The sequence below is a fragment of the Polaromonas sp. JS666 genome, from assembly GCF_900103405.1.
In the GTDB taxonomy this organism is placed as follows: Bacteria; Pseudomonadota; Gammaproteobacteria; order Burkholderiales; family Burkholderiaceae_C; genus Polaromonas.
The window spans coordinates 345,800-371,679 of the sequence record NZ_FNHX01000002.1; the positions used below are offsets into that span (position 1 = coordinate 345,800).

Consider the following 25,880-nt stretch of genomic DNA (forward strand, 5'->3'; position numbering starts at 1 on the left):
CCCATGACACATCGCAACAGCATCGTTTCATTGATCGGCATCGCAGCCATCGCGCTGGCTTCAGCGGCACAGGCCCAGGAACAGGTCGTGGCCATCGGCCACACCGGCCCGCTTTCGGGGCCGAACGCGTTCGCCGGCAAGGACAACGAAAACGGTGTGCGCCTGGCGGTCGAAGAACTCAATGCCAAAAAAATGGTGGTGGGTGGCAAGACACTCAAGTTCGAACTGCAGTCGGAGGACGACCAGTGCGACGCCAAGGCCGGCGTGAGCGCAGCCCAAAAACTTGTTGACAGCAAAGTGAAGTACATCATGGGCCCCTATTGCTCGGGCGTTGCGATTCCCGCATCACGGGTATACAGCGAAGGTGGCGCCATGATGTCGACCGTGGGCACCAACCCCAAGGTCACCCAGGGCGGCTACAAAAACCTGTTCCGGATCATTGCCAGCGACACACAGATCGGCTCCAGCATGGCGGTGTATGCCGCCAAGGTCCTGAAGGTCAGCAAGGTCGGCGTGATTGACGACCGCACGGCGTTCGGCCAGGGCGTTGCGGAAGAATTCGTCAAGGAAGCCAAAAAACAGGGCCTCACCGTGGTCGGGCAGGAGTTCACGACCGACAAGGCCGTGGATTTCCTTGCCATCCTGACCAACCTCAAGGCGCAGAAACCGGAAGCCATCTTCTTCGGCGGCTACGCACCGCAGGCCGCACCCATGGTGCGTCAGATGAAACAGCTGGGCCTGTCCGCCAAGCTGCTGGGCGGCGACACGCTCTGCAGCCCCGAAATGGGCAAGCTCGGCGGCGAAGCGGTCAACGACACGGTTTTTTGCGCGCAAGGCGGCTCCATGCTGGAAAAGGCCGCAGGTGGACCGGCCTTCAAGGCCAAATACAAAAAGCGCTTCAACCTCGATACGGACGCCTACGGCGCTTCCTTCTATGACCAGACGATGCTGATCGGCGAGGCCATGCGCAAAGCCGACTCCATCGACGTGGCCAAGGTCGGCGCCGAAATCTACAAGGGCAGCTACAAGGGCGTCGCGGGTACCTACACCTATGACGACAAGGGCAACATGACCCAGGCGCCCATCACGGTGTTCACGTTCAAGAATGCCCAGCCCACGGCGCTGGCGAGTTACTGACACGATCCGCACCACCGGTACACGGCCATGACGGGCAATGCCATGCGCAACGCAAGGTCCGACAACCTGCCCCCTCTCAGCCGCCATCCCTGGGGTGAGGGTCTGTGGTCGGCCGCGCGGATGCGCTGTGCCACGCCCGCCCTCGGCCCCACGCCGTATGCCGCCCGGCGGTTTGCCAAAACCGCACAACCATGAAAACGCCAGACACCGTGACGATCCACGTCAACGGCCGGCCACTGTCGGTCAAGACGGGAACGTCCGTGGCCGCGGCGCTGCGCATCGCCGACGCCGCGCGCATGGGCGTGGCACGCCGCTCCGTGCACGGCGAAGCCCGCGCGCCGTTCTGCGGCATGGGCATCTGCCAGGAATGCCGCGTCGACATCGATGGCCAGCGTCGCCTGGCCTGCCAGACCCTGTGCAGCGACGGCCTGCGCGTGGACACCGGACTTCCAGCTGGAGGGCAGAATCCATGAACGCTCCCGACAAGCCCCTAGCTCCCGCGGCTCCGTGCGAACTGCTGATCGTCGGCGCGGGCCCGGCCGGCATGGCGGCCGCGCTGGCCGCCGCACCCAGCGGCGCCCGCATCACACTGCTGGACGACAACCCGGTCCTGGGCGGCCAGATCTGGCGCGACGGCCCGGGCGCCCATCTGACGCCGCAGGCGCTGCGCATGCGCGAGGCGCTGGCGCGCTGCGCCAATGTGCGCCTGCTGTGCGGCACGCGCGTGGTGAGCCTGGCCGGCAGCAGCGCGCTGCTGCTGGAGGACGCCAAACAAGGCTGGGTGCAGCCTTATGACAAATTGATCCTGTGCACGGGCGCGCGCGAGTTGCTGCTGCCCTTCCCCGGCTGGACGCTGCCCGGCGTCACAGGCGCCGGTGGTCTGCAGGCCCTGGTCAAGGCCGGCCTGCCGGTCGCAGGCGAGCGCATTGTGATCGCCGGCAGCGGCCCCTTGCTGCTGGTGGCGGCCGACACGGCGCGGCGCGCCGGCGCCAAAGTGGTCCGCATCGCCGAGCAGGCCGGCCTGCCGGCCGTCGCGGGTTTTGCGGCGCAATTGCTGCGCTGGCCCGGCAAGGCCACACAAGCCCTGGGCCTGGCCAGCGCACGCTATCGCACAAGTACCTGCGTGGTCTCGGCGCACGGCGAGGGTCGCGTGCAGTCCGCGCGCCTGCTGCATGCCGGCCGTGAGACCGAGATCGCCTGCGACCGCGTGGCCTGTGGTTTCGGCCTGGTGCCCAACACCGAACTGGGCCAGTTGCTGGGCTGCGCGCTGGTGCCGGCCGGCGGCGGCGCGCAGGCCCTGGCGGTCGACAGCCTGCAGGCGACCAGCGTGGCCGGTATCTACGCGGCCGGCGAATGCACAGGCGTGGGCGGCAGTGAGCGCGCGCTCGCGCAGGGCCGCATCGCCGGGCTGGCCGCCATCGGGGACAACACCGCCGCGCAGCGCCACCACGCGGAACGCGCGCACTGGCAAGCCTTTGCCGGGCAGCTGCAGCGGCACTTCGCGCTGGCGCCCTCGCTCAAGACCCTGGCGCGGCCCGACACCTTGGTCTGCCGCTGCGAAGACGTGACACAGGCCGCGCTGGCCGGCTGCGGCGGCTGGACCGAAGCCAAGCTGCACACGCGCTGCGGCATGGGCGCCTGCCAGGGCCGCGTCTGCGGCGCGGCGGCGAATTTTTTATTCGGCTGGACGCCGCCCGCGCCCAGGCCGCCGCTGTCGCCCGCGCGCATCGCCACGCTGGCTAGCCCCCACACCAACGACTGAAAGCACCCATCCACCACCATGCCACAGGACATCATTCTCGAAACGCAGGGGCTGACCAAGGAGTTCCGCGGTTTTGTCGCCGTGCGCAACGTCGCCCTGCGCGTGCGGCGCGGCAGCATACACGCGCTGATAGGCCCGAACGGCGCCGGCAAGACCACGGTCTTCAACCTGCTGACCAAGTTCCACACGCCGACCGAAGGAAAAATCCTCTTTAACGGCACCGACATCACGCAGGAAAAACCCGCGCAGACCGCGCGCCGCGGCATCGTGCGTTCCTTCCAGATCTCCGCCGTGTTCCCACAGCTCACGGTGCTGGAGAACGTCAAGATCGCGCTGCAGCGCAAGCTGGGCGTGGAATACCACTTCTGGCAGTCGATCGCGGCCATGCGCAAGCTCGACGCGCCGGCCATGGCCCTGCTCGAGCAGGTGGGCCTGGCGCGTTTTGCCGCGCTGCTCGCCGGCGACCTGCCCTACGGCCGCAAGCGCACGCTGGAGATCGCCACCACACTGGCCCTGGACCCGGAACTGCTGCTGCTCGACGAGCCCACGCAGGGCATGGGCCATGAGGACGTGGACCGCATCAAACAGCTGATCAAGCAGGTCTCCGCGCAGCGCACCGTGCTGATGGTGGAGCACAACATGAAGGTGGTGGCCGACATCAGCGACACCATCACCGTGCTGCAGCGCGGCGAGGTGCTGGCCGAGGGGCCTTATGCCGAGGTCTCGGCCAACCCGGCCGTGCGTGAAGCCTATATGGGAGTCGAAGAAGATGCCTGAACCCCTCCACCCCACCGGCGAGGCCATGCTCACCATCCGCGACCTGCACGCCTGGTACGGCGAATCCCATGTGCTGCAGGGCATCAACCTGGACGTCAAGGCCGGTGAATGCATCACCCTGCTGGGCCGCAACGGCGCGGGCCGCACCTCCACACTGCGCGCCATCCTCGGGCTGGTCGGCAAGCGCACCGGCTCGATCCGCGTGGCGGGCAAGGAAACCATCGGCCTGCCGCCGCACCGCATCGCCCGACTGGGCCTGGGTTACTGCCCCGAAGAGCGCGGCATCTATGCCTCGCTGACCGCCGAGGAAAACCTCTTGCTGCTGCCCAAGGTCGGCGAAGGCGGCATGTCGCTGGAGCAGATCTACGCCATGTTTCCCAACCTCCAGGAACGCGCCAACAGCCCCGGCACGCGGCTGTCGGGCGGCGAGCAGCAGATGCTCGCGATGGCGCGCATCCTGCGCACCGGCGCCCAACTGCTGCTGCTCGACGAGATCACCGAAGGCCTGGCGCCCGTGATCGTGCAAAAGCTCGGCCAGGTGATACGCGAGCTCAAGGCGCGCGGCTTCACCATCGTGCTGGTGGAGCAGAACTTCCGCTTCGCCAAACACCTGGCGGACCGCCACTACGTGATCGAACACGGGCAGGTGGTCGAAGTCATGGAGCAGCGCGAGGTCGAAGCCCGGCAAGGCCGGCTTGACGAGCTGCTCGGCATCTGAGTTTTCACCCCTCCCCTTCCCTTTGCTTTTTTCCTTAACCCATGGAGCCCTTTATGCAATTTCGCAAACTCTCCGTCTGCCTGGCGGCCTGCGCGGCCCTTTCGCCCTTCTCCGTCCACGCCCAGGTCAGCGATGACGTCGTGAAGATAGGCGTGCTCAACGACCTCTCGGGCATTTACTCCGACCTGTCCGGCCAGGGCTCGGTCACGGCGGCGCGCATGGCCATCGAGGAGATGGGCGGCAAGGTGCTGGGCAAGCCGGTCGAGCTGGTCTTCGCCGACCACCAGAACAAGCCCGACGTGGCGGCCAACCTGGCGCGCGGCTGGTTCGACCAGGGCAAGGTCGACATGGTGACGGACTTCCCCACCACCTCCACCGCGCTGGCCGTGATGGAAATCGCCCGGCAGAAAAACCGCGTGGTCATGCCCTCCTCGGGCCTGGCCACCGCCATCCTCGGCGAAAAATGCACGCCGCTGACCGCGCAGTGGACCACCAACACCTACGCGTTGGCGGCCGGCACGGCGCGCGCGCTGGTCAAGGAAGGCAAGAAGACCTGGTACTTCGTCACCGCAGACTACACCTTCGGCCATTCGCTCGAAAAAGACGCGACCGAGGTCATCAAGGCCGACGGCGGCAGCGTGGTCGGCAGCTCGCGCCACCCCTTCCCCGGCAACGACTTTTCGTCCTTCCTGCTCAAAGCCCAGGCCTCCAAGGCCGACGTCATCGCGCTGGCCAATGCCGGCAACGACACGGTCAACGCCATCAAGCAGGCCAACGAATACGGCATCACGCGCAAGCAGGTGGTCGCGCCGCTGCTGACCTATATCTCCGACGTGCACAGCATAGGCCTGGACAAGGCGCAGGGCATGTATTTGAGCGAAGCCTTTTACTGGGACTTCGACGAGCGCTCGCGCGCCTGGTCCAGGAAATTCTTCGAGAAACAAAAACGCATGCCCACCGCCGCCCAGGCCGGCGTCTACTCGGCCACGCTGAGCTACCTCAAGGCCGTGCAGGCCGCGGGCACCGACGAGGCCAAGGCCGTCATGGCGCAGCTGCGCAAGATGACCATCGACGACGCGGTGATCCGCAAGGGCAAGCTGCGCGAGGACGGCGCGCTGGTGCACGACATGCTGCTGCTGCAGGTCAAGACGCCAGCCGAGTCGAAAGCGCCCTGGGACTACTACAAGGTCAAGTCCGTGCTCAAGGGCGCCGACGTGTTCCCGCCCATCAACCCCGCCTGCCAGGCCGGCAAGTAACTCCATCCCGCGCGCGGCGGCATGCCAGGGGGCGGCCGCCGCGCCACCGACGAAACACACATCATGTTTGACATCCCGATGCAGTCCCTGCTGGCCCAGTTGCTGGTGGGCCTGATCAACGGCTGCTTCTACGCCATGCTGAGCATGGGCCTGGCGATCATTTTCGGCCTGCTCAACATCATCAACTTCGCGCACGGCGCGCAGTTCATGGTGGCCGCCTTCCTGGCCTGGATGGGCTTTTCGCAGCTGCCGCTGCTGCTGGGCCCGGAGTTCAAGATCAACTTCTGGGCGGCGTTGGTGCTGGCGCCCCTCATCGTCGGCGGCCTGGGGGTGCTGCTCGAAAAAACCCTGCTCAAGCGGCTTTACCACCTGGACCACCTCTACGGCCTGCTGCTGACCTTCGGCGTCTCGCTGGTGCTCGAAGGCGTGTTCCGCCACTTCTACGGCATCTCGGGCGCCAGCTACGACCCGCCCGCACTGCTGCAGGGCGGCGTCGACCTGGGGTTTATGTATTTGCCGCTGTACCGCGGTTTTGTGGTGGTGGCCTCCATCCTGATCTGCGGCTGCACCTGGTTCCTGTTCGAGAAAACCCGGCTGGGCGCCCTGCTGCGCGCCGGCACCGAGAACCCAAAGCTGCTGCAGGCCTTCGGCGTCAACATCCCGCTGATGATCACGCTGACCTACGGCTTCGGCGTGGGCCTGGCCGGCATCGCCGGCGTGCTGGCCACACCCATCATGCAGGTCAACCCGCTGATGGGCGCCAACCTGCTCAACATCGTGTTCGCGGTGGTGGTGATAGGCGGGCTGGGCTCCATCCTGGGCGCCGTGGTCAGCGGCCTGGCCCTGGGCCTGCTCGAGGGCCTGACCAAGGTGTTCTACCCCGAGGCCTCCACCGTGGTGGTGTTCGTCATCATGGCGGTGGTGCTGCTGACGCGCCCCGCCGGCCTCTTCGGCAAGGAGCACTGAAGCCATGAAATCCCTGCTCACCCACATCCCCATGCCCGTGCGCATCCTGCTGGCGCTGCTGCTGCCCGCGCTGCTGGTGCCGGCCTTCCCCGAAATCGCCTACCCGGTCTTCATCATGAAGGTGCTGTGCTACGCGCTGTTCGCGCTGGCCTTCAACCTGCTGATCGGTTTCACCGGGCTGGTGTCCTTCGGCCATGCGGCTTTCTTCGGCTGGGCCGGCTACACCACGGGCATCCTGATGATCCGCTTCGGGGCGGCTGGTTTTCCGGTCGAGCTGGCCATCCTGGCGGGCATGGCCGTGGCCACCGCCATAGGCTGGCTGATAGGCACGCTGGCGATACGCCGCACCGGCATCTACTTCGCGATGATCACCCTGGCGCTCTCGCAGGTGGCCTACTTCCTGGCGGTGCAGATTCCCTGGACCGGCGGCGAGGACGGCATGCAGGGCATCCCGCGCGGCAAGCTGCTGGGCCTGGTCGACCTCTCGGTGGACAACAACATGTATTACTTCACGCTGGCGGTGTTCGTCGCGGCCTTCCTGGCCATACACCGCATCGTGCATTCGCCCTTCGGCCAGGCGCTCAAGGCGCTGCGCGACAACGCGCCGCGCGCCGTCTCGCTGGGCTACGACACCGACCGCTGCAAGCTTTACGCCTTCATGCTGTCGGCCGCGCTGGCCGGGCTGGCCGGCTCGCTCAAGGCGCTGGTGCTGCAGCTGTCGGCGCTCAACGACGTGATGCTGAGCACCTCGACCGAAGTGCTGCTGATGACGCTGCTGGGAGGGCTAGGCACCAGTTGGGGGCCCGTGGTAGGCTCCACACTGGTGGTCAGCCTGCAAAACCACCTCGCCGCCCTGGGCGGCGTGGTAACCGTGCTCATAGGCCTGACCTTCATCGTCTGTGTATCGTTCTTCCGGCGTGGCCTGGTCGGCGAATGGCAGGCCCTGCTGCAACGCCGAGATGCCCAACAACACCATGTCCCTGTCCACGACCGCACAGCCCACACCCCTTAAGCGCCGGGCCGCCGACGTCGCCTACGACGCGATCGAAGCCATGATCGCCACCTTGCAGCTGCAGCCCGGGGCGCCCGTGGTCGAGGCCGACCTGGCCCAGCGCACCCAGCTGGGCCGCACCCCGGTGCGCGAGGCGCTCCTGCGCATGGTCTCCATAGGCCTGATCGTGCAGCAGCCCCGGCGCGGCCTGCTGGTCTCCAACATCGACCTGGCCGACCACCTGGACGTGATCCTCACGCGGCGCGTGCTCGAGGGCGTGATCGCCGCGTGTTCGGCGCGCCGCGCCACGGCGGCCCAGCGCAAGGCCATCGTCGGCTGCGCGGCCAAGATGGTCAAGGCCGCCGAGCGCGCCAACCTCGAGGCCTATATGGCAGCCGACCACGAGCTGGACCTGGTCAACCACGAAGCCTGCCGCAACAGCTCGGCCGTCAAGAGCGTGGTGCCGCTGATCGTGCAGTGCCGGCGCTTCTGGTACGCCTACCAGCACGAGGGCGAAATCGCCGAAGGCGCGCGCTTTCACATGGAGCTGGCCCAGGGCATCGCCACCGGCGACGAGGCCGCCGCGGTATTGGGCGCCAACAAGCTCATGGACTACCTCGAGGGCTTTGCCCGCCGCGTCATCGAGATCTGAGGTCACGGGCCGCCAGGCGGCTACCGGCCGGCTATTGCGCGGCTTGCTGGCCCAGCTCAATGCGCTGGGCCAAAAAGCGCCATATGCGCTCGTCGTCACTGAAAGCCACGTTAAAGCGCAGCCAGCCCGTGGGATGGGGCTCCAGCAGGAACAGCTGCCCCGGGCCGAGCATGATGCCCTCGGGCGTCGCCTCCTTGGACAGCACGGCGCCGTCCGGAAGGTCCGGGTGCCGGGCCCACAGGTACATGCCGGCCCCCGGCTCATGGAAAAGCTCGAATCCCAGGTTGGTCAGATTCTTTTCGGTCTTGCGATGCGCCAGGGCCAGCTTTTCCCGAAGCGACTTGAGGTGCTTGCGCCAGCGGCCGTCGGTGACCACCCCGAACGTCAGCCGCTCGGCGATGTCCGAGGACGTCAACCCGGAAATCATCTTGAGCTGGGCCAAGTCTTCAATCAGCTCGCCTCGCGCCAGCAGGTAGCCCACGCGCAGGTTCGGGGAAATGGTTTTGGAGAAGCTGCCGATATACACCACGCGCTGCAGCTGGTCCAGGCTGGCCAGCGTGGAGCGCGAGGTCGGGTCCATGTCGGCGTAGATATCGTTCTCCACCAGCGTGAAATCATGCGCCTCGGCCAGTTGCAGCAAGCGGTGCAGATGGGCCGCCGAGGCGATGGAGCAGGTCGGGCTCTGCAGGCGAGGCTGTGTAAAAAAGGCCTTGGGCTTGTGCTCGACCAGCAGCGCCTCCAGCGCGGCGAGGTCGTAGCCCGTGGGGGTGCGCGGCACGCCCACCAGATTGGCCCCCAGGAAACGCAGCATGAACATCAGGTTGGGATAACCCGGGTTGTCCACCAGCACAGTGTCGCCCGGCTTGAGGAGTTGCCGGGCCACCAGATCCAGCGCCTGGCTGGAGCCCTGCGTCAGCAACACCTGGTTCACCTCAACCGCGATCTGGCTTTCAGCCAGGGCCTCCGCGATGACCATGCGCAGCGCCATATGCCCATGGGGCAGGCCGTAACCTTCCAGGGAAGAGCCGTCCACCGACAGCTGCCGCATGCTGCGGCGCAGCGCGTCCCCGAACAGGAAATCGTGGGGCAGCCAGCCGCAGCCGGGTTTCATCGGCAGGTTGCGGTTTTCGAATATCTGCTTGAGGTACCAGCGCGCGTCGAATTTCGGCTGCGGGGGCTGCGCATACAGCGTGCCCGAAGCCCCCTCGTCACCCCGGCGCTTGACGAAAAACCCGGCATTGGCCCGGGAAACAAGCCAGCCCTGGGCCACCAGGCGGTCATAGGCCTCCACCACCGTGAAGACGCTGACCCCATGCATGGCGGCAAAACCGCGGATGGAAGGCAGCTTGACCCCCGGTTTCAGCGCCTGCCCGGCAATCATCCCACGCAGGCCGTCAACGATCTGGCTCACCAGGGGGGTCTGCAGTTCCGGGCGAAGTGTGAGCATCAAAAAACCAAAAAGGGCGAATTGTGCATCGCAATCCTCACGCACCAGGTTGGGGTATCCATGTACAGGATTTTAGACCCGTACAGTGTGTTGAAAAGCACGCAAAGCTGTACATGGACTGGGCTGGCGCCGAATTTTAAAGTCCACCCCATTCCCTACTTAAACCTTGAAACCACCCTCATCATGCAGCCAAACCAAACCTCCACCAACGCCGCCCTGATGGCGCGCCGCCAAGCAGCCGTGACGCGCGGCGTCGGCCAGGCACACGAGATTTTTGCCAGCCGGGCGAAAAACGCCGAACTGTGGGACGTGGAAGGCCGCCGCTATATCGACTTCGCCGGCGGCATCGCCGTGCTCAACACCGGCCACCTGCATCCCGAAGTCATTGCCGCGGTCAAGGCCCAGCTCGACCTCTACACGCACACCTGCTTCCAGGTCATCGCCTATGAGCCCTACGTCGAACTGGCGGAAAAGCTCAATGCCCTGGCGCCCGGCAACTTCGCCAAAAAAACCTTGCTGCTGAGCACCGGCGCCGAGGCGGTCGAGAACGCGGTCAAGGTGGCGCGGGCCTACACCAAGCGCCCCGGCGTCGTCGCCTTCACGGGCGGCTACCACGGCCGCACCAACATGACATTGGGCATGACCGGCAAGGTGGCGCCTTACAAGCTGGGCTTTGGACCCTTCCCCGGCGAAGTCTTCCACGCCGAATTCCCCAACGCCCTGCACGGCGTGAGCATCGAGCAGGCGCTGCATTCGGTGGAGCAGATCCTCAAGAACGACGTCGAACCCGAGCGCGTGGCGGCCTTCATCGTTGAGCCGGTCCAGGGCGAAGGGGGCTTTTACGTCGCCCCGCCCGAATTCATCAGCCGCCTGAAGGCGCTGGCCGACCGCCACGGCATCCTGCTGATCGCCGATGAGGTCCAGACCGGCGCGGGACGCACAGGCACCTGGTTCGCCAGCGAACAGTGGCCGGTGGCCCCCGACCTGATCGCCATCGCCAAATCGATGGCCGGCGGTTTCCCCATCTCGGGCCTGGTTGGCCGCGCCGAGGTGATGGATGCCCCCGGCCCCGGTGGCCTGGGTGGCACCTACGCGGGAAGCCCCGTAGGCTGCGCGGCCGCCCTGGCGGTGCTCAAGGTTTTCGAGAAGGAAAAACTCCTGGAGCGCAGCAAGTCCATGGGTGCCCATCTGGTCAAGGGCCTGCGCGCCATCGCTGAAACGGAAAAATCCATAGGTGACGTGCGCGGCCTGGGCGCTATGGTGGCCATAGAGCTCTTCGAAAACGGGGACCTCGCCCGCCCCGACGCGGCCCTGACCAAGCGCGTGGTGGCAGAGGCCGCCCGGCGCGGGCTGATATTGCTCTCATGCGGTACCTACGGTAATGTGATCCGCATTCTCGTTCCCCTCACGGCGTCCGACGCGCTGCTCGACGAAGGCCTGAAGATCCTGGCCGACAGCTTCGCCGCAACGCGTTGATCTCCGTGACCAGCTCAGGAAAAACGATGACTGATCACGATGTCCTCGTACGCTTTGCAGGCGTGCAGAAAACCTATGACGGCGAGCAGCTTGTCGTGCAGCAGCTTGACCTCGACATCCATCGCGGGGAGTTTCTGAGCCTGCTGGGCCCTTCGGGCTCCGGGAAAACCACGACATTGATGATGCTTGCCGGCTTCGAGTCCCCCACGGCCGGCGAGATTTTCCTGGGCGGCGCGCAGATCACGGGCACCCCGCCGCACAAGCGCAACTTCGGCATGGTGTTCCAGAACTACGCGCTGTTCCCGCACCTCACCGTGGGCCAGAACGTGGCCTATCCGCTTACGGTGCGCAAGGTCTCCAAGGCCGACCAGGCAAGCCGCGTGCAGCGCGCGCTCGACATGGTCCGCCTGTCGGGCATGGCCGACCGCCTGCCCGGCCAGCTTTCCGGCGGCCAGCAGCAGCGCGTGGCCCTGGCGCGCGCGCTGGTGTTCGAGCCCCAGCTGGTGCTGATGGACGAACCGCTGGGCGCCCTCGACAAGCAGCTGCGCGAGCACATGCAGATTGAACTGAAGGAGCTGCACAAGCAGCTGGGCGTGACCTTTGTCTATGTCACGCACGACCAGGGGGAAGCCCTGACGATGAGCGACCGCGTGGCGGTGTTCAACGATGGTGTGATCCAGCAACTGGCCCCTGTGGAGGCGCTGTACGAGACGCCCTCCAACCGTTTTGTCGCCGGCTTCGTCGGTGACAGCACGGTACTCAAGGGCAAAGCCGGCACCGCCGGCATCGAATTGCCGGACGGCCGCGTCCTGGGCGGCATCAACGTCAACCAGGCGCCTGCCGGTGCGCAGGTTGAGGCCTACATCCGGCCCGAGCGCATCGTGCTGCACCGCCAGCCCCTGCCCGCGCTGGCGAACGTGCTCGCCGCGCGCGTCGCGCGGGTCATCTATTTCGGTGACCACCTGCGCCTGCTCTGCGACCTTGGCGAAGGCCAGGCCGAAGCCACGGTGAAGCTGCCCCTGATCGCGCTGGACGGCCTGGCGTCGCCGCAGCCCGGGGAGGCCGTACACCTGGAATTCCCCGCGGCATTCACGCGGATTTACGGCACCTGACCGCGCCCGCACCACACTTTTTGCCTTTCTTTTTCACGCGTTTCTTTCATCAACCACCGAGGACTCACCCCATGACTACCCTGAAGAAAAACATCATCGCCATCACGGCGGCTTCTTGCCTGGCCCTGCCAGCCCTGGCGCAGCAGCAGATCACCGTCATCAACTTCGGCGGCGCCAATGCCAACGCGCAAAAGAAGGCGTATTACGAGCCTTACGAAAAGACGGGTACCAAAGTCATCGCCGGCGAATACAACGGCGAGCAGGCCAAGATCAAGGCCATGGTCGAAACCAAGAAGGTCACCTGGGACGTCGTCGAGGTCGAGTCGCCCGACGTCCAGCGCGGCTGCGACGAAGGGCTGTTCGAAAAGATCGACTTCAGCAAGATAGGCGCCAAGGCGGACTTCCTTCCCGCCGCCGTGCACGACTGCGGCGTGGGCGTTTTTGTCTGGTCCACCGTGATGGCCTGGAACGCCGACAAGGTCAAGACCGCCCCCGCCAGCTGGGCTGATTTCTGGGACGTCAAAAAGATCCCCGGCAAACGCGGCATGCGCAAAGGCGCGCGCTACAACCTGGAGTTCGCGCTGATGGCCGATGGCGTCAAGCCCGCCGATGTCTACAAGGTCCTGGCCACCAAGGATGGCGCGGATCGCGCATTCCGCAAGCTGACCGAACTCAAGCCCAGCATCCAGTGGTGGGAAGCCGGCGCCCAGCCCGCGCAATTCCTGGTGGCCGGTGACGTCGCCCTGAGCACGGTCTACAACGGCCGCATAGACGCCGCCAACCGCGAAGGCCGCAACCTGAAGATCTACTGGCCCGGTGGTATTTACGACCTGGACTACTGGGTCATCCCCAAAGGCGCACCGAACAAGGATGCCTCGATGAAATTCATCGCCTTCGCCAGCCAGCCCGCCACGCAAGCCGTGTATGCGCAAAACATCGCCTACGGCCCCGTGAACACCAAGGCCCTGGCCAAGCTGGACAAGAAAGTGCTGGACGACCTGCCGACCTCGCAGGCCAACGCCAAAGAAGCCATCCAGATGAACGTCGGCTTCTGGGCCGACCAGGGCGAAGCGCTGGAAAAACGTTTCGCCGCCTGGGCCACGCAGTAAAACCCGGAGCAAGCCAGCATGACCAGTTCCACCAGCAAAGCAGCCCTGACGGGCGAAGACGCCCGCGCGCTGCGCAAGGCGCTGTCGCGGGCCGAGGCGCGGCGCAAATGGCGCGCCTTCGCCCTGACAGTGCCCCTGCTGGTGTTTCTTCTGCTGACCTTGCTCATTCCTATCGCGGCGCTGCTTCAGCGCGCCGTTGAAAACCCGGAGGTGGCGACAGCGCTGCCCCGGACGGTGAAAAGCCTTGAGGGCTGGAACCCCGAGGCGCCACCGGCCGCCGCAAGCTATGCGGCGCTGGTGCAAGACCTGGGCCACCTTTCAGACAGCTCCGATGCCGGTGCACTGGCGCGAAGGCTCAACTCTGAAGTGCCCGGCGCTCGCTCCCTGGTGATGGGAGCATTCCGCGCCTTGCCCGTCACGGGCTCTCCCGAGGAAATACGGGACCGGCTGCTCCAGCTCGATCCGCGCTGGGCAGACCCGCCCTTCTGGCAAGCGATCGCCAAAAACGGTTCCCGCTGGACGCCCGACTACCTGCTGGCATCGGTGGACCTGCGGCGGGGCAGCCAGGGTGATATCGAGCGCATGCCGCCCGAGCTGCGCGCCTTCGGCCCCATCCTGCTGCGCACCTTCCAGATCAGCTTTATCGTCACGCTCTTCTGCCTGGCGCTGGGTTATCCACTGGCCTGGTGGCTGGCTTCGCTTCCGGCGCGCAAGGCGAACCTGCTGATGATCCTGGTGCTGGTGCCCTTCTGGACGTCCATACTGGTCCGGGTGGCCGCCTGGATCGTGCTGCTGCAATCGGAAGGCCTGGTCAATCGCGGGCTGATGGGCATGGGCCTCATAGACAGCCCCCTGCCGCTGCTGTTCAACCGCGCGGGTGTGGTGATCGCCATGGTGCACATCCTGCTCCCCTTCATGATCCTGCCGCTGTACAGCGTGATGAAAAACGTGCCGCCGACCTATGTGCGGGCCGCGGTTTCGCTGGGCAGCGCACCCCTGGCCGCATTCTTTCGCGTCTACGTGCCGCAAACCTACCCTGGCATCAGCGCCGGGGCGCTGCTGGTGTTCATCCTGTCCATCGGCTACTACGTGACCCCTGCCCTGCTGGGCGGTGCGGACGACCAGATGCTGAGTTATTACATCGCGCGGTACACCAATGTGCAGGTCAATTGGGGAATGGCCTGCGCGCTGGGCGCGCTGCTGCTGACCGCCACCATGGTGCTTTACGGCGTCTACCGGCGCATCGGCAAGGCCGAACTCAGCATGGGCTGATACCCCCTCACGATACAGACCCTCCGCAGCTTTCCACTCTTCATCCGCCATGCACAAACTCATCAACGGCCCCGTCTTCCCGCGCTATGCCACCACGGCCGACAAAGCCGGCTGGTGGCTGGTGCGTGCCGCTTGCGTCGCCATACTCATCTTTCTGCTGGCGCCCATCCTGGTCGTGGTGCCGCTGTCCTTTTCCGACAGCTCCTTCCTGGCTTACCCCATCCCGGGCTGGTCGTTGAAGTGGTACCGCAACCTGATGGATTCGCCCGAATGGGCCCGGGCCGCGAAGAACAGCTTCATCGTGGCGCCCGCCGCCACACTGATCGCCACCACGCTCGGCACGATGGCCGCGGTGGGCCTGTCGCGCACCCACTTTCGCTTCAAGAGCCTGCTCATGGGCATTCTCATCGCGCCGATGGTGGTGCCCATCGTGGTGGTAGGGGTGGCCACCTACCTCTACTTCGCGCCGCTCGGCCTGGCCGACAGCTACCTGGGCCTGATCGCCGTGCACGCGGCGCTGGGCACGCCTTTCGTGCTCACCACCGTGCTGGCGACGCTTGCGGGTTTCAACCACAACCTGGTCAGGGCATCACTGAGCCTTGGCGAGACGCCCTTGCGAACCTTCTTCAGGATCACACTGCCGGTCATCGCTCCGGGCGTGATTTCCGGCGCGCTGTTCGCATTTGCCACCTCTTTTGACGAAGTGGTGGTCACGCTGTTCCTGGCCGGCACGGACCAGGCTACCCTGCCCCGCCAGATGTTCAACGGCATCCGGGAAAACATCTCGCCAACGATCGCGGCCGTGGCCACCTTGCTGATCATTTTCACCACCACCCTCCTGCTGCTTCTGGAATGGCTGCGCGGGCGGCGCAATTGAGCGCAGGCTCCTTCTTTCACCACAGGGCAATTCATGCGCCAAGACAACATTCGGGGCGAGGTCATCGGCAACCTGCCCGCAGCAGTCGAGCGATATTTCCAACTCATGTACGACTGCGACGTCGCGCAGTTCGACAACGTCTTTCATCCCACGGCGCAACTCCATGGCTTCACGGACGATGCGCTGGTGGTATGGCCCACCTCGGCCTACCGGGAGATTCTGGCGACCCGCATCTCCCCGATGAATTCAGGCGCGCCGCGGGAGCAGGAAATCCTGCTGATCGACGTGGTGTCGAGCCGGCAGGCCATGGTCAAAGTTCGAGTGCGCATCAACCAGAAAGTGTTCGTCGACCACCTGGGCTACCTTCGCACCGATGAGGGCTGGCGCATCACGTCCAAGGCCTTCCACCTGGAGGGCAGCGCACCATGACGCTCCAAGCCACCGCACTCATGCACGTCGACGACGAGCGGGTCGTCGTGACCGAATGGCGCTTTGCGCCAGGCGCCGAAACAGGCCATCACGTCCACACCCGCCCCTACGTAGTGGTACCGCTGACGGACGGCACCCTGGGCATAGGCGGGTCGGACGTCAACTTGCACGCGGGCCAGGCTTATGCGCGGCCCGCAGGCGTGGCGCACAACGTCATCAACACAGGCGCGAAGGAATTCCGGTTTGTGGAAATCGAATTGAAAGGCACGCTCCCATGAAAACGCACCATCTATCCACGCTCATTGCAGCCTTCAGCCTGGTGCTGCCGGTGCACGCCCAGAACCCCGTTCAAATCCCCGCGCAAGGGCTGACCGTCGCCAACTTCGGCGGGGCCAACGGCAAGGCGCAGGACGCGGCCTTCATCCAGCCCTTCAAGGCAGCCTACAAAACCGAAGCGCGGGGGGTTGAATATCCGGGTGACCTCCCGGCCATTCGCAACATGCTCAAGGAACGCAAGAACGAATGGGATGTGGCCGAAGTGGAATCCGCCGACCTGAAGGCCGGATGCGACGCGGGCCTGTTCGAGCGCATAGACCGCGGCAGCATTCCCCATGCCGGCATGCTGTTGCCGGGCACCGTGCAGGAATGCGGTGTCGGCGCCTTTGTATGGGCCACCGTGATGGCCTACGAACCGGGCCGCTTCAAGGAGGCGCCGCGCAGCTGGCAGGATTTTTGGGACGTGCAGCGCTTTCCCGGCAAGCGGGGCTTGCGCAAAGGCGCGCGCTACAACATGGAAATCGCGCTGATGGCCGACGGCGTGCACCGCCGCGACGTGTACGCCATGCTGGCCACCGAGGCGGGCGCCCGGCGCGCCCTGGCCAAGCTCGAGCAGCTCAAGCCCCACATCGTCTGGTGGGAGTCGGGCTCCCAGCCGCCGCAGCGCCTGGCTTCCGGCGAAACCACGCTGTCCACCGCCTTCAACGGCCGCATCGCCGCTGCCAACCGCGAGCGCCTCAGCCCGCTGGCCATCTCCTGGCTTGACGCCGTGTACGAGTTGGACTACTGGGTCATCATCAAGGGCACGCCCAGGCTGGAGCAGGCGCGCGCCTTCATCAGTTTCGCCACCTCGGAAGAAGCACAGCTGGCCTTTTCGCGCGAGATTCCCTACGGCCCCACGCACTTCAACGCCATCCTGCGCTACGACACCGGCCGCGCCCGCCCCGCCGCCAGCGCGCCGGTCACGGACCTGTCCATGGCCGGCAGCGACCTGCCGTCGGCGCCCGGCAACATGCGCCGTTCGCTGGCCTTTGACCCGGCCTTCTGGACGAAGGCCGGCGGGACGGCGCTGGAAAAGCAGTTTGCCCAACGCATAAAGTAAGGGCTGGTTTTCCGCAATCGCGCCTCTCGCACTGAAACCCTTTCCCGGGGTCGCATACCGGCCCGCCGCCCTGCCGTCCCCGCGAAAGCTGTCAAAATCACCCGACGGTCTCTCCCCCTCCCACTTCCCCCAGCATCCTCCCGCCTTAAGGACTCCCGTTCATGGACATGAAAACTTCCCCCATTTCCCTGCTCAAAGACCCCAGCCTGTTCAAGACCGACGCGCTGGTCAACGGCCAGTGGGTCGCGGGCAAAGCCCGTTTTGACGTGAACGACCCCGCCACCGGCCGCAAGCTGGCCGACGTGGCCAACCTGGGCCCGCAGGACGCCGAAGCCGCCATTGCCGCCGCCAACGCCGCCTGGCCGGCATGGCGCAACAAGACCGGCAAGGAGCGCCACGCCATCCTGCTCAAGTGGTTCCAGCTGCTGATGGCCAACCAGGAAGACCTGGGCCGCATCATGACCGCCGAGCAGGGCAAGCCCTTTGCCGAGGCCAAGGGCGAGATCGCCTACGGCGCGAGTTTTGTCGAGTGGTTTGCCGAAGAGGCCAAACGCGTCAACGGCGAGACCCTGCCGCAGTTCGACAACAACCGCCGCCTGATGGTGATCAAGCAGCCGATCGGTGTGTGCGCCGCCATCACGCCCTGGAACTTCCCGCTGGCCATGATCACCCGCAAGGTCGCCCCGGCCCTGGCCGCCGGCTGCCCGGTGGTTATCAAGCCGGCCGAGCTCACGCCGCTGACGGCCCTGGCCGCGGCCGAGCTGGCCGTGCGCGCCGGCATCCCGGCCGGCGTGCTCAATGTGCTGACGGCCGACAGCGCCAACAGCATCGCCGTGGGCAAAGTCTTCTGCGCCAGCGACGTGGTGCGCCACATCAGCTTCACCGGCTCCACCGAGGTCGGCCGCATCCTGATGGCGCAAAGCGCGCCCAGCGTCAAGAAGCTCGCGCTGGAGCTGGGCGGCAACGCGCCCTTCATCGTGTTCGACGATGCCGACGTGGATTCGGCCGTCGAGGGCGCCATGGCCAGCAAATACCGCAACGCCGGCCAGACCTGCGTCTGCGCCAACCGCATCTATGTGCAGGACGGCATCTACGACCAGTTCGTTGAGAAATTCGCCGCCAAGGTCAAGGGCCTCAAGGTCGGCAACGGCTTTGAGGACGGCGTGGTGCAAGGCCCGTTGATCGAGGACGCCGCCGTCGAGAAGGTGCAGCGCCATGTGGACGATGCCCTCGCCAAGGGCGGCAAGCTGCTGGCCGGCGGCCACAAGCTCCAGGGCCAGTTCTTCGAACCCACGGTGGTTTCCGAAGCCACCGCCGACATGCTCTGCGCCCGCGAAGAAACCTTCGGCCCCTTCGCGCCGGTGTTCCGCTTCCACAAGGACCAGGAGGCGATTGACGCGGCCAACAACACCGAGTTTGGTCTCGCCAGCTATTTCTACAGCCGCGACATAGGCCGCATCTACCGCGTGGCCGAGGCGCTGGAATACGGCATGGTGGGCATCAACGCGGGCGTGATCGCCACCGAGCACGTGCCCTTCGGCGGCGTCAAGCAGTCGGGCCTGGGCCGCGAGGGTTCGCGCCACGGCATCGAAGAGTACCTTGAGATGAAGTACCTGTGCTTGGGCGACATCCAGCGCTAAACTGGTTCCCCCTACACTCGCCCGCCCACCACGCCTCTATGCGCCTGCTGCTTGTCGAAGACGAAGCCGAAATGGCGGCGTGGCTGCTGCGCGCCTTCAAGCAAAGCGGTTATGTGTCCGACCACGCGCCCGATGCCGCCACCGCCGAGTCGCTGCTGGCCGGCAACGACTATGACGCCGTGGTGCTGGACCTGCGCCTGCCCGACAAACACGGGCTGGCCCTGCTGGCCGAGCTGCGCAAGGACGGCAACCGCACGCCCGTGCTGGTGCTGACCGCCCAGGGCTCGCTGCAGGACCGGGTCAAGGGCCTGAACGTCGGGGCCGACGACTTCCTGAGCAAGCCTTTTGCCCTCGAGGAACTCGAGGCCCGCCTCGCCGCGCTGGTGCGGCGCAGCCGCGGCCGCTCCCACGCGCCGCTGCAGTGCGGGTCTCTCTCGTGCCCGCACGACAGCCGCGCCTTCACGCTGGGCGGCACGCTGCTGCAGCTCACGCCGCGCGAAAGCGCGGCCCTGGCCGTGCTGCTGGCGCGCAGCGGCACGCCGGTGGAAAAATCGCAGCTCTCGGGCAAGGTTTTTCCGGCCGACAGCAACGCCGGGCCCGATGCCATCGAGCTGGTGCTGCACCGGCTGCGCCGCAAGCTTGAAGGCGGCGACGTGCGCATCGTCACCGTGCGCGGCCTGGGTTATATGTTGGAAAGCATTGCCCCGGAAAGCGCCGCGCATGAAGATACTGCGCACTGACCCTGACCGCTTCGGCATACGCGCGCGCCTGCTCACGCTGCTGCTCCCGGCCATCCTGGGCCTGCTGGCCCTGGACAGCTGGAACGACTACAGCGCCCTCAGAAACCAGGTGCAGGAGGCCTACGACCAGAGCATGCTGGAAGCCGCGCACGCGCTGCAAAGCAGCGTGACACCGGCGCGGGACGGCTCGCTGCAGCTCAACGCGCCAGCCGGGGTGCAAGCCATATTCGGCGCGGACTACCCCCTGCAAAAATACCTGCAGGTGAGCCTGGCGCCCCTGCCGCAGACGCCGGCGCAGGCCGGCAACACCAACCCATCTGGACTCACCCTGCTGGGCGGAACAGAGCTGCCGGCGCCGCCGCCCGAACTTTCAGCACCCGGGGCCGATGCCCCCGCCGCGGGCTCGCCCGTCTGGTATGACAGCTTCCACGCGGGCCATGCGGTGCGGGTGGTGGCCTTGCGTAGCCAGGTGCGGGATGGGCAGGGCCGGCCCTTCAGCCTGCTGGTCCAGGTTGCCGAAAGTACGGTCCCGCGCGACCGCGCGCAGGACGCCACCTTGCGGCAGGAGCTGATACGCGACGCGCGCATGGTGCTGGTGATGGTGCTGCTGGTCTGGCTGGGCGTGACCTGGTCGCTGCAGCCGCTGGAGCGCCTGCGCAAGTCGGTGTTGCAGGGCAAGGGCGACGAGCTCAAGCCGCTGGACACCAGCGGCGTGCCGCATGAGGTGGCGCCGCTGGTCGAGGCCCTGAACCAGCACCTGGCCAGCTACCGCGAGCTGCTGGAGCAGCAATCGCAATTCCTGGCCGATGCCTCGCACCAGCTGCGCACGCCGCTGGCCATCATGCTGACCCAGGCCGGCGTAGCGCTGCGCGAAAAAGACACCGGGCAGATTCACACGACCTTGCGCGCCATGGTCGCCCAGATCGCGCGCAGCCGGCGCCTGTGCGAGCAGCTGCTGTCGCTGGCCCACGCGAGCGAGAGCGCGCCGCCCGCCGGCACGCCCACCCTGGTCGACCTGAACGCCGTCGCCCGCGAGGTGGTGCTGCAGCACCTGGCGCTGGCCCATGAAAAAAACCTGGACCTGGGCTGGGTCGACGCCCGCGGGGATTCGGCGGATACGGATGCGGCGGCGCAAGACGCGCCGGCAGCCGCGGTCCCGGTACTGGCCCGGGAGCCCGAGCTGCACGAGGCGCTTTCCAACCTGGTGCACAACGCCATCGCCTACACACCGCCCGGCGGCCAGATCACCGTGATGGCGGGCAACCGGGACGGCATGGCGCTGGCCGAGGTTCGCGACAACGGCCCCGGCATTGCCCAGGTGCGCCGCGGCCAGGTGTTTGAGCGCTTTCATTCGGCTGGCCCGGGCGCCGAAAAAGGCTCGCGCGGTGCCGGGCTGGGCCTGTCCATCGCGCGCGCCTACGCCAGGCGCAACGGCGGCGACATCGAACTGGCCGACCCGGCTTCCGGCCCCGGGCTGCGCGCCATCCTGCGCCTGCCGCTGGCGCCCCAACAGTAGCGCTGACAGCCCGCCCGGGAGCGGCCACAGCGGGTTCATACCCGTTAGTGATAACACGTATTTTGGCCCCGGCCGCGCAAAACGAAAGCCGATTGGAAGCCTCGCTTCCTAACATCCCCTCCAGCCCGAACGCCCCCAGGCCGCATTTCCCGAGCGGCCCGGGGCCGGGACATCACCCCAAGGAGACACGGATGACACACCCCCCGTTTGCGACAAGGCCCTTCGCGGCCCAGCCATGGAGCGCCCCACGATGAACTTCAACAACCGCAATTTCGTACGGGGCCTGTGCCTCATGGCCATCGCCCTGGTCTTCGGCGGGGTGTCCTTCAGCTACACCATGGGTGAGCTGAGCCGTTCCGGGCCCGGCCTGTTCCCGCTGCTGGTGAGCTCCTTCCTGTTCGTCATCGGCGTGCTCACCGTGGTGCGCTCGCATTTTGTCGACCCCGTGCCGCTGGACTACAGCGCCAAGAACATCGCCATCATCCTGGTGAGCCTGGTCGGCTTCTCGGTGATTTCCCAGTTCGTCAACATGATCCTGGGCATCGTCTTCCTGGTGTTCTGCTCCACGCTGGCCGGCACCTCGTATTCGCTGGTGCGCAACGTCAAGATCTCCATCGGCCTGGTCGCCGTGGCCTTCGCCTTCAAACAATTTCTCGGCCTGAGCCTGCCGCTGTACTGATATGGAAGTCCTGCACAACCTCTCGTTCGGTTTCGAACACGCGCTGACGCTGCAAAACCTGCTGTATTGCGCCCTGGGCTGTACGGTGGGCACGCTGATCGGGCTGCTGCCCGGCCTGGGCCCCCTGTCCACCATCAGCCTGCTGCTGCCGCTGACCTACTCCATCCCCACCGGCGGCGCCCTCATCATGCTGGCCGGCATCTACTACGGCGCGCAATACGGCGACAGCGTGAGCGCCATCACCATGAAGATCCCGCATGCCAGCAGCATCGTGGCCTGCATAGACGGCTACCAGATGACGCTCAAGGGCAAGACCGGCCTGGCGCTGTTCACCGCCGGCGTTTCCAGCTTCATTGGCGGCACGGTCGCCATCGTGGTGCTGTCGACCATGGCGCCCGCGCTGGGCGAAGTCGGTTTCCTGTTCGGGCCGGCCGACTACTGCGCGCTGATGCTGCTGGGTTTCTTCTGCGTGAGTTTTGTCAGCAGCGGCAGCCTGCTCAACGGCCTGGCCATGGCCATGGTCGGCGTGCTGCTGGGCATGGTCGGCACCGACGTCAACAGCGGCGTGGCGCGCTACACCATGAACCTGCCCTTCCTGATGGACGGCATCGGCCTGATCAGCATCGCGCTGGGCTGCTTCGGCATTGCCGAGGTCGTGAAAAACCTCGACAACAAAAACGTGCTCACGCCCTTTAACGGCAAGATCAAGCTCATGCCCACCTGGCCCGAGTTCAAGCGCATCATCCCCAGCGCGCTGCGCGGCAGCGTGATCGGCTCCATCCTGGGCATACTGCCCGGCGGCGGCCCCACCATCGCCCAGTTCGCCGCCTATGCCGCCGACAAAAAGCTCAGCAAATACAAACACGAAATCGGCACCGGATGCATTGAAGGCGTGGCCGGCCAGGCCGCCGCCGACGAGGCTGCCGCGCGCACCAGCTTCATCCCGCTGATGGCCATCGGCATCCCCGAGAACGCCGTGATGGCGCTGATGATGGCGGCCTTTGTGGTCAAGGGCATACAGCCCGGCCCCAACATGATCGCCACCCACCCCGACCTGTTCTGGGGCCTGGTGGCCAGCATGTGGATAGGCAACTGCTTCCTGCTGGTCCTCAACGTGCCCCTGGTGCGCTACTGGCTGTCGGTCTTCAAGATTCCCTACACCGTGCTGTTCCCGGCCATCCTGTTCTTCTGCTGCATAGGCACTTACAGCATCAACAACAGCCTGGACGACATCTACACCACCGCCGTGTTCGGTTTCATCGGCTACCTCTTCCTGCGCCTGGACATGGAGGCCGCGCCGCTGCTGCTGGGCTTTATCCTGGGCCCCATGCTGGAGGAAAATTTCCGCCGCGCCATGCTGCTGAGCCGCGGCAGCTTCAATGTCTTCGTTAACCGCCCCATCAGCGGCACCCTGCTCAGCGTGATTGGCATCCTGGTCGTGTGGCAGACGGTGGTGTTTATCCGCAAGCTGATCAAGTCGCCCGACCACCACATCCACTCGGACAACGAGAGCGCCAAGGCCCCCACGCCTGCCGCGGCGGCGGCCACCTCGGGGTCGCTGGCTTCCGGCGAATAAGGCCCGCCCCACCACAAGCCCCCGAAACGGCCCTTGCGGCGATTCGGGGGCTTGTTTCATGCGGCCGTTGTGTTGAAATAAGCCTCTCTTTGAGGAGACCTTAGAACATGAACCGCAGACTCTTCGTCCAGGCCGGCGCCACCGCAGCCCTCGCCCTCTTCCTGCCGCTCGCCCTCGCCCAGTCCGCAGGTGCCAAACGCCAGGGTATCGTGATCCAGGTCAGCGACAACGACCCGGCCAAATGGAACCTGGCGCTCAACAACGCCAAAAACCTGCAGGACGACGTAGGCGCGGCCAATGTGGAGATCGAGATCGTCGCCTACGGCCCCGGCATAGGCATGCTCAAGCTCGAGTCGCCCACCGGCTCGCGCATCGCCGATGCCGCCAAGGCCGGCGTCAAGATCAGCGCCTGCGAGAACACCATGCGCGCCCAGAAGCTGAGCAAGGACGACATGCTGGCCGGCATCAGCTATGTGCCCGCGGGCGTGACGGAAATCATGAAGAAGCAGCACGAAGGCTGGGCTTACCTGCGGCCTTAATATCGGCATTCAGGAAGCGGTTTATCCACTTCCTTAGACAAACGGTTGATGTTCTTGCCGCTCCAGATGAAGCGATCAAACGCGCCGAAACAACCGGCAACCTGCGACCTTTTCGAATGCTTCGCAGACGCGTTCTTCTCTTTCCCTGAGAAACTGGTAGTAAGCCGCACGGGCCTTCTTTTTCCAGATTCCGGCCTCGTCATTGTGAGGAATCAAATGCCGGGCCATTACGTCGGGGAAGTAGCGCTTCTCGCAGTAATCAAGCAGATAACGATGAGGCGGACGCGCACCGAATTTACTATTTTCTTCCGCGGGAATGAAACAGAGATTAAGGATGCTGTTAAGACTGCTGGGGCCCACTCCCGCCTTGGTCAACAAATTGCGTGGAAAGATGTGATGTTTATGCCGTCGATTTGCGTTGCTCGCGAAATATTCCATCTGCATGAGCGTGGCATTGGTCAGCAGCTTGGGTTTCTGCGCGATCAGCAGACAAAAAAATGCATCCGCGATGGCCGAGCGCTTGCCATAGCTGGCCCTGCGGATTTCCGTTGGGTCAATAAGGTCGGTGACCCTGAATACCTCTCGACCGTTGGCGGCCAGCCTCTTGAAGTAGTCGGAGTCCTGAAGAATGTTGCCCCGATATCCGCTACCAGAATAGCGGCTTCCCAATGCCGTGCTCCAGAACCACCGCGAAATCTGCGCGAGTTGCTCGGGCTGCGGCTGCCTGGCGTGCCGGAAGAAAAACACCGTTAACGTCGCCACCATGTATTGCGAAGGTAAAAGGCCGTCATCGAGTACATGGAATTGGATCCGCAGCAAGTCCAATGCCCGATGCATTGCCTTCTGCTGCAAATCCCACGTCTTGGTGAACTGTTTGATGGCGGATGGTCCCTGTGCCCGAATACGCTCGTTAAGGGTTGCAACCACTTTATCCATGGCATCGCCACCAAGGTCCTCGAAACCTTCGAGCAATGCCAAAGTCTGAAGCACCACTTCATCCCTGATTCTCTTGAAGGTATCAGGCATCTTCTCAGCAGCCTGATCTGCAAGTTCACGCAAATCGAATTCGGAGGCACGCGCGAAGGCGCGGTCCGCGGCACCCAACGGTGTGCCTGTGGAGTTGATGCGAATAAACAATTCTCGAGCATCATCGATGTCATCTGTCTCGACGCGCACGCAGGGCACCTCGTACGCCAGCAAACGATCCCGGCAATCTTCTGCCCGCTTAAACGACCTTCTAGGTAATCCGCCAAGACGCTCAATCCAATTTGATGCCAAGATATCCTGCAACGAAATCCATTCCCGCTCCACTGGGTTGCGGTACTGGAAGCGGGGGCCGGCCTCTTCGGTCACCCGAAACACCATGCGTCCGAAATCAAGCTCTCCGCGACGCCCACTCTGCACGCTGCCACCCGCCCGAACCCCATGCAATACAGAAAGCCGCTGCTGGCCATCTAATACAAAAAGCACGCGACGATGGTGATTCTTATAGGGAGGCAGGACCTTGGTGCTAATCCTGAGCAAGCCACGATTCTTCTTCCTTGTGTCCCATAGGGTCAGGCTGCCGATAGGCATCCCTTCATAGACGCTATCCAGCATCTTGGCCGCTTTTGCGCCGTTCCATACAAAAGCGCGCTGAAGCTTGGGCAAGGCAAACTGGCCTGCGTCGAGTTTTTCATGCAGCGTGAGAATAGGAAAGCTTTCGAAGTTTGTTTGCATTACGGCCTTTGTAAGAGTGGTGGCAAAACCTGGAAAACTTTACGGCATCCACCAATGCACTTTGCCTTTCACGCAAAACCACCTAGGCGTCCCAACAGGTCATGCCGGTGAA

Annotated in this window: 25 protein-coding genes; 23 read left to right on the forward strand and 2 right to left on the reverse strand. The window is 65.1% G+C overall.

What is annotated here, in order from left to right; genetic code table 11:
* Positions 1-3: 3 nt before the first annotated feature.
* The 9 genes from BLQ85_RS05970 to BLQ85_RS06010 all read left to right on the forward strand — a co-directional run bounded on the left by BLQ85_RS05970 (position 4) and on the right by BLQ85_RS06010 (position 8,259).
* Complete coding sequence (locus BLQ85_RS05970) at positions 4-1,137, forward strand: branched-chain amino acid ABC transporter substrate-binding protein (protein WP_074575423.1); 1,134 nt, start codon at positions 4-6, stop codon at positions 1,135-1,137.
* 191 nt (positions 1,138-1,328) lie between these two features.
* Positions 1,329-1,610, forward strand: coding sequence for a 2Fe-2S iron-sulfur cluster-binding protein (locus BLQ85_RS05975; RefSeq protein WP_074575424.1), 282 nt, complete (start codon positions 1,329-1,331; stop codon positions 1,608-1,610).
* Positions 1,607-2,899 (forward strand): NAD(P)/FAD-dependent oxidoreductase, encoded by a 1,293-nt coding sequence (locus BLQ85_RS05980; protein WP_074575425.1) that lies wholly within the window; start codon positions 1,607-1,609, stop codon positions 2,897-2,899. Before BLQ85_RS05975 ends, BLQ85_RS05980 begins: the two co-directional genes overlap by 4 nt.
* Positions 2,900-2,917: 18 nt before the next feature.
* Entirely contained in the window at positions 2,918-3,676 is a 759-nt protein-coding gene (locus tag BLQ85_RS05985; protein WP_074575426.1) for an ABC transporter ATP-binding protein, read from the forward strand.
* Positions 3,669-4,394, forward strand: coding sequence for an ABC transporter ATP-binding protein (locus BLQ85_RS05990; RefSeq protein ID WP_074575427.1), 726 nt, complete (start codon positions 3,669-3,671; stop codon positions 4,392-4,394). The genes BLQ85_RS05985 and BLQ85_RS05990 overlap by 8 nt, the downstream gene beginning before the upstream one ends.
* Before the next feature lie 53 nt (positions 4,395-4,447).
* Positions 4,448-5,650 carry an ABC transporter substrate-binding protein gene (locus BLQ85_RS05995; protein WP_074575837.1) on the forward strand — a complete coding sequence of 401 codons (1,203 nt, stop codon included), beginning with the start codon at positions 4,448-4,450 and terminating at the stop codon, positions 5,648-5,650.
* 63 nt (positions 5,651-5,713) lie between these two features.
* Complete coding sequence (locus BLQ85_RS06000; protein WP_074575838.1) at positions 5,714-6,616, forward strand: branched-chain amino acid ABC transporter permease; 903 nt, start codon at positions 5,714-5,716, stop codon at positions 6,614-6,616.
* Positions 6,617-6,620: 4 nt separating this feature from the next.
* Complete coding sequence (locus tag BLQ85_RS06005; RefSeq protein WP_217631803.1) at positions 6,621-7,628, forward strand: branched-chain amino acid ABC transporter permease; 1,008 nt, start codon at positions 6,621-6,623, stop codon at positions 7,626-7,628.
* Complete coding sequence (locus tag BLQ85_RS06010) at positions 7,591-8,259, forward strand: GntR family transcriptional regulator (protein ID WP_139200906.1); 669 nt, start codon at positions 7,591-7,593, stop codon at positions 8,257-8,259. Before BLQ85_RS06005 ends, BLQ85_RS06010 begins: the two co-directional genes overlap by 38 nt.
* Before the next feature lie 31 nt (positions 8,260-8,290).
* Here BLQ85_RS06010 and BLQ85_RS06015 read toward each other — a convergent pair whose 3' ends face one another.
* Positions 8,291-9,706, reverse strand: coding sequence for an aminotransferase-like domain-containing protein (locus BLQ85_RS06015; protein ID WP_074575428.1), 1,416 nt, complete (start codon positions 9,704-9,706; stop codon positions 8,291-8,293).
* A gap of 183 nt (positions 9,707-9,889) precedes the next feature.
* Here BLQ85_RS06015 and gabT point away from each other — a divergent pair, with 183 nt between their 5' ends.
* From gabT to BLQ85_RS06085, 14 genes are all read left to right on the forward strand, one after another.
* Entirely contained in the window at positions 9,890-11,182 is a 1,293-nt protein-coding gene (gene gabT / locus BLQ85_RS06020; protein WP_074575429.1) for a 4-aminobutyrate--2-oxoglutarate transaminase, read from the forward strand.
* A 26-nt stretch (positions 11,183-11,208) separates the two neighbouring features.
* Positions 11,209-12,294 carry an ABC transporter ATP-binding protein gene (locus BLQ85_RS06025; RefSeq protein WP_074575840.1) on the forward strand — a complete coding sequence of 362 codons (1,086 nt, stop codon included), beginning with the start codon at positions 11,209-11,211 and terminating at the stop codon, positions 12,292-12,294.
* A gap of 71 nt (positions 12,295-12,365) precedes the next feature.
* Positions 12,366-13,403 carry an ABC transporter substrate-binding protein gene (locus BLQ85_RS06030; protein WP_371327264.1) on the forward strand — a complete coding sequence of 346 codons (1,038 nt, stop codon included), beginning with the start codon at positions 12,366-12,368 and terminating at the stop codon, positions 13,401-13,403.
* A gap of 18 nt (positions 13,404-13,421) precedes the next feature.
* Positions 13,422-14,675 carry an ABC transporter permease gene (locus tag BLQ85_RS06035; RefSeq protein ID WP_074575430.1) on the forward strand — a complete coding sequence of 418 codons (1,254 nt, stop codon included), beginning with the start codon at positions 13,422-13,424 and terminating at the stop codon, positions 14,673-14,675.
* 49 nt (positions 14,676-14,724) lie between these two features.
* On the forward strand, positions 14,725-15,552 hold the full coding sequence (locus tag BLQ85_RS06040; RefSeq protein ID WP_074575431.1) for an ABC transporter permease: 828 nt from the start codon (positions 14,725-14,727) through the stop codon (positions 15,550-15,552).
* Between the two features lie 33 nt (positions 15,553-15,585).
* On the forward strand, positions 15,586-15,981 hold the full coding sequence (locus BLQ85_RS06045; RefSeq protein WP_074575432.1) for a nuclear transport factor 2 family protein: 396 nt from the start codon (positions 15,586-15,588) through the stop codon (positions 15,979-15,981).
* Positions 15,978-16,259, forward strand: a complete 282-nt coding sequence (locus BLQ85_RS06050; protein ID WP_074575433.1) for a cupin domain-containing protein — start codon at positions 15,978-15,980, stop codon at positions 16,257-16,259. The genes BLQ85_RS06045 and BLQ85_RS06050 overlap by 4 nt, the downstream gene beginning before the upstream one ends.
* Positions 16,256-17,359: an ABC transporter substrate-binding protein gene (locus tag BLQ85_RS06055; RefSeq protein WP_074575434.1), complete on the forward strand. Its 1,104-nt coding sequence runs from the start codon at positions 16,256-16,258 to the stop codon at positions 17,357-17,359. The genes BLQ85_RS06050 and BLQ85_RS06055 overlap by 4 nt, the downstream gene beginning before the upstream one ends.
* A 161-nt stretch (positions 17,360-17,520) precedes the next feature.
* Positions 17,521-18,999: an NAD-dependent succinate-semialdehyde dehydrogenase gene (locus BLQ85_RS06060; RefSeq protein ID WP_074575435.1), complete on the forward strand. Its 1,479-nt coding sequence runs from the start codon at positions 17,521-17,523 to the stop codon at positions 18,997-18,999.
* Positions 19,000-19,037: 38 nt separating this feature from the next.
* The gene (locus tag BLQ85_RS06065; RefSeq protein WP_074575436.1) at positions 19,038-19,739 is read left to right on the forward strand and encodes a response regulator; all 702 of its coding nucleotides are present in this window, start codon (positions 19,038-19,040) and stop codon (positions 19,737-19,739) included.
* Positions 19,720-21,255 carry a sensor histidine kinase gene (locus BLQ85_RS06070; protein ID WP_074575437.1) on the forward strand — a complete coding sequence of 512 codons (1,536 nt, stop codon included), beginning with the start codon at positions 19,720-19,722 and terminating at the stop codon, positions 21,253-21,255. The genes BLQ85_RS06065 and BLQ85_RS06070 overlap by 20 nt, the downstream gene beginning before the upstream one ends.
* A 250-nt stretch (positions 21,256-21,505) precedes the next feature.
* Complete coding sequence (locus tag BLQ85_RS06075; RefSeq protein WP_083336782.1) at positions 21,506-21,934, forward strand: tripartite tricarboxylate transporter TctB family protein; 429 nt, start codon at positions 21,506-21,508, stop codon at positions 21,932-21,934.
* A gap of 1 nt (position 21,935) precedes the next feature.
* Complete coding sequence (locus BLQ85_RS06080) at positions 21,936-23,510, forward strand: tripartite tricarboxylate transporter permease (RefSeq protein ID WP_074575438.1); 1,575 nt, start codon at positions 21,936-21,938, stop codon at positions 23,508-23,510.
* Between the two features lie 107 nt (positions 23,511-23,617).
* On the forward strand, positions 23,618-24,049 hold the full coding sequence (locus BLQ85_RS06085) for a DsrE family protein (protein WP_074575439.1): 432 nt from the start codon (positions 23,618-23,620) through the stop codon (positions 24,047-24,049).
* 75 nt (positions 24,050-24,124) lie between these two features.
* On the opposite strand, the gene BLQ85_RS06090 is transcribed toward BLQ85_RS06085, so the two are convergent.
* Positions 24,125-25,768: a DUF262 domain-containing protein gene (locus tag BLQ85_RS06090; protein ID WP_074575440.1), complete on the reverse strand. Its 1,644-nt coding sequence runs from the start codon at positions 25,766-25,768 to the stop codon at positions 24,125-24,127.
* Between the last annotated feature and the right edge of the window lie 112 nt (positions 25,769-25,880).

Coding starts and splice junctions, on each gene's coding strand:
- BLQ85_RS06075 (WP_083336782.1), top strand. CDS start 21,506: ATGAACTTCAACAACCGCAATTTCGTACGGGGCCTGTGCCTCATGGCC.
- BLQ85_RS06065 (WP_074575436.1), top strand. CDS start 19,038: ATGCGCCTGCTGCTTGTCGAAGACGAAGCCGAAATGGCGGCGTGGCTG.
- BLQ85_RS06070 (WP_074575437.1), top strand. CDS start 19,720: ATGAAGATACTGCGCACTGACCCTGACCGCTTCGGCATACGCGCGCGC.
- BLQ85_RS05970 (WP_074575423.1), top strand. CDS start 4: ATGACACATCGCAACAGCATCGTTTCATTGATCGGCATCGCAGCCATC.
- BLQ85_RS06055 (WP_074575434.1), top strand. CDS start 16,256: ATGAAAACGCACCATCTATCCACGCTCATTGCAGCCTTCAGCCTGGTG.
- BLQ85_RS05985 (WP_074575426.1), top strand. CDS start 2,918: ATGCCACAGGACATCATTCTCGAAACGCAGGGGCTGACCAAGGAGTTC.
- BLQ85_RS05995 (WP_074575837.1), top strand. CDS start 4,448: ATGCAATTTCGCAAACTCTCCGTCTGCCTGGCGGCCTGCGCGGCCCTT.
- BLQ85_RS06005 (WP_217631803.1), top strand. CDS start 6,621: ATGAAATCCCTGCTCACCCACATCCCCATGCCCGTGCGCATCCTGCTG.
- BLQ85_RS06040 (WP_074575431.1), top strand. CDS start 14,725: ATGCACAAACTCATCAACGGCCCCGTCTTCCCGCGCTATGCCACCACG.
- BLQ85_RS06015 (WP_074575428.1), bottom strand. CDS start 9,706: ATGCTCACACTTCGCCCGGAACTGCAGACCCCCCTGGTGAGCCAGATC.
- BLQ85_RS06035 (WP_074575430.1), top strand. CDS start 13,422: ATGACCAGTTCCACCAGCAAAGCAGCCCTGACGGGCGAAGACGCCCGC.
- BLQ85_RS06000 (WP_074575838.1), top strand. CDS start 5,714: ATGTTTGACATCCCGATGCAGTCCCTGCTGGCCCAGTTGCTGGTGGGC.
- BLQ85_RS06060 (WP_074575435.1), top strand. CDS start 17,521: ATGGACATGAAAACTTCCCCCATTTCCCTGCTCAAAGACCCCAGCCTG.
- BLQ85_RS05980 (WP_074575425.1), top strand. CDS start 1,607: ATGAACGCTCCCGACAAGCCCCTAGCTCCCGCGGCTCCGTGCGAACTG.
- BLQ85_RS06030 (WP_371327264.1), top strand. CDS start 12,366: ATGACTACCCTGAAGAAAAACATCATCGCCATCACGGCGGCTTCTTGC.
- BLQ85_RS06025 (WP_074575840.1), top strand. CDS start 11,209: ATGACTGATCACGATGTCCTCGTACGCTTTGCAGGCGTGCAGAAAACC.
- BLQ85_RS05975 (WP_074575424.1), top strand. CDS start 1,329: ATGAAAACGCCAGACACCGTGACGATCCACGTCAACGGCCGGCCACTG.
- BLQ85_RS06080 (WP_074575438.1), top strand. CDS start 21,936: ATGGAAGTCCTGCACAACCTCTCGTTCGGTTTCGAACACGCGCTGACG.
- BLQ85_RS06045 (WP_074575432.1), top strand. CDS start 15,586: ATGCGCCAAGACAACATTCGGGGCGAGGTCATCGGCAACCTGCCCGCA.
- BLQ85_RS06090 (WP_074575440.1), bottom strand. CDS start 25,768: ATGCAAACAAACTTCGAAAGCTTTCCTATTCTCACGCTGCATGAAAAA.
- BLQ85_RS06085 (WP_074575439.1), top strand. CDS start 23,618: ATGAACCGCAGACTCTTCGTCCAGGCCGGCGCCACCGCAGCCCTCGCC.
- BLQ85_RS05990 (WP_074575427.1), top strand. CDS start 3,669: ATGCCTGAACCCCTCCACCCCACCGGCGAGGCCATGCTCACCATCCGC.
- BLQ85_RS06010 (WP_139200906.1), top strand. CDS start 7,591: ATGTCCCTGTCCACGACCGCACAGCCCACACCCCTTAAGCGCCGGGCC.
- BLQ85_RS06050 (WP_074575433.1), top strand. CDS start 15,978: ATGACGCTCCAAGCCACCGCACTCATGCACGTCGACGACGAGCGGGTC.
- gabT (WP_074575429.1), top strand. CDS start 9,890: ATGCAGCCAAACCAAACCTCCACCAACGCCGCCCTGATGGCGCGCCGC.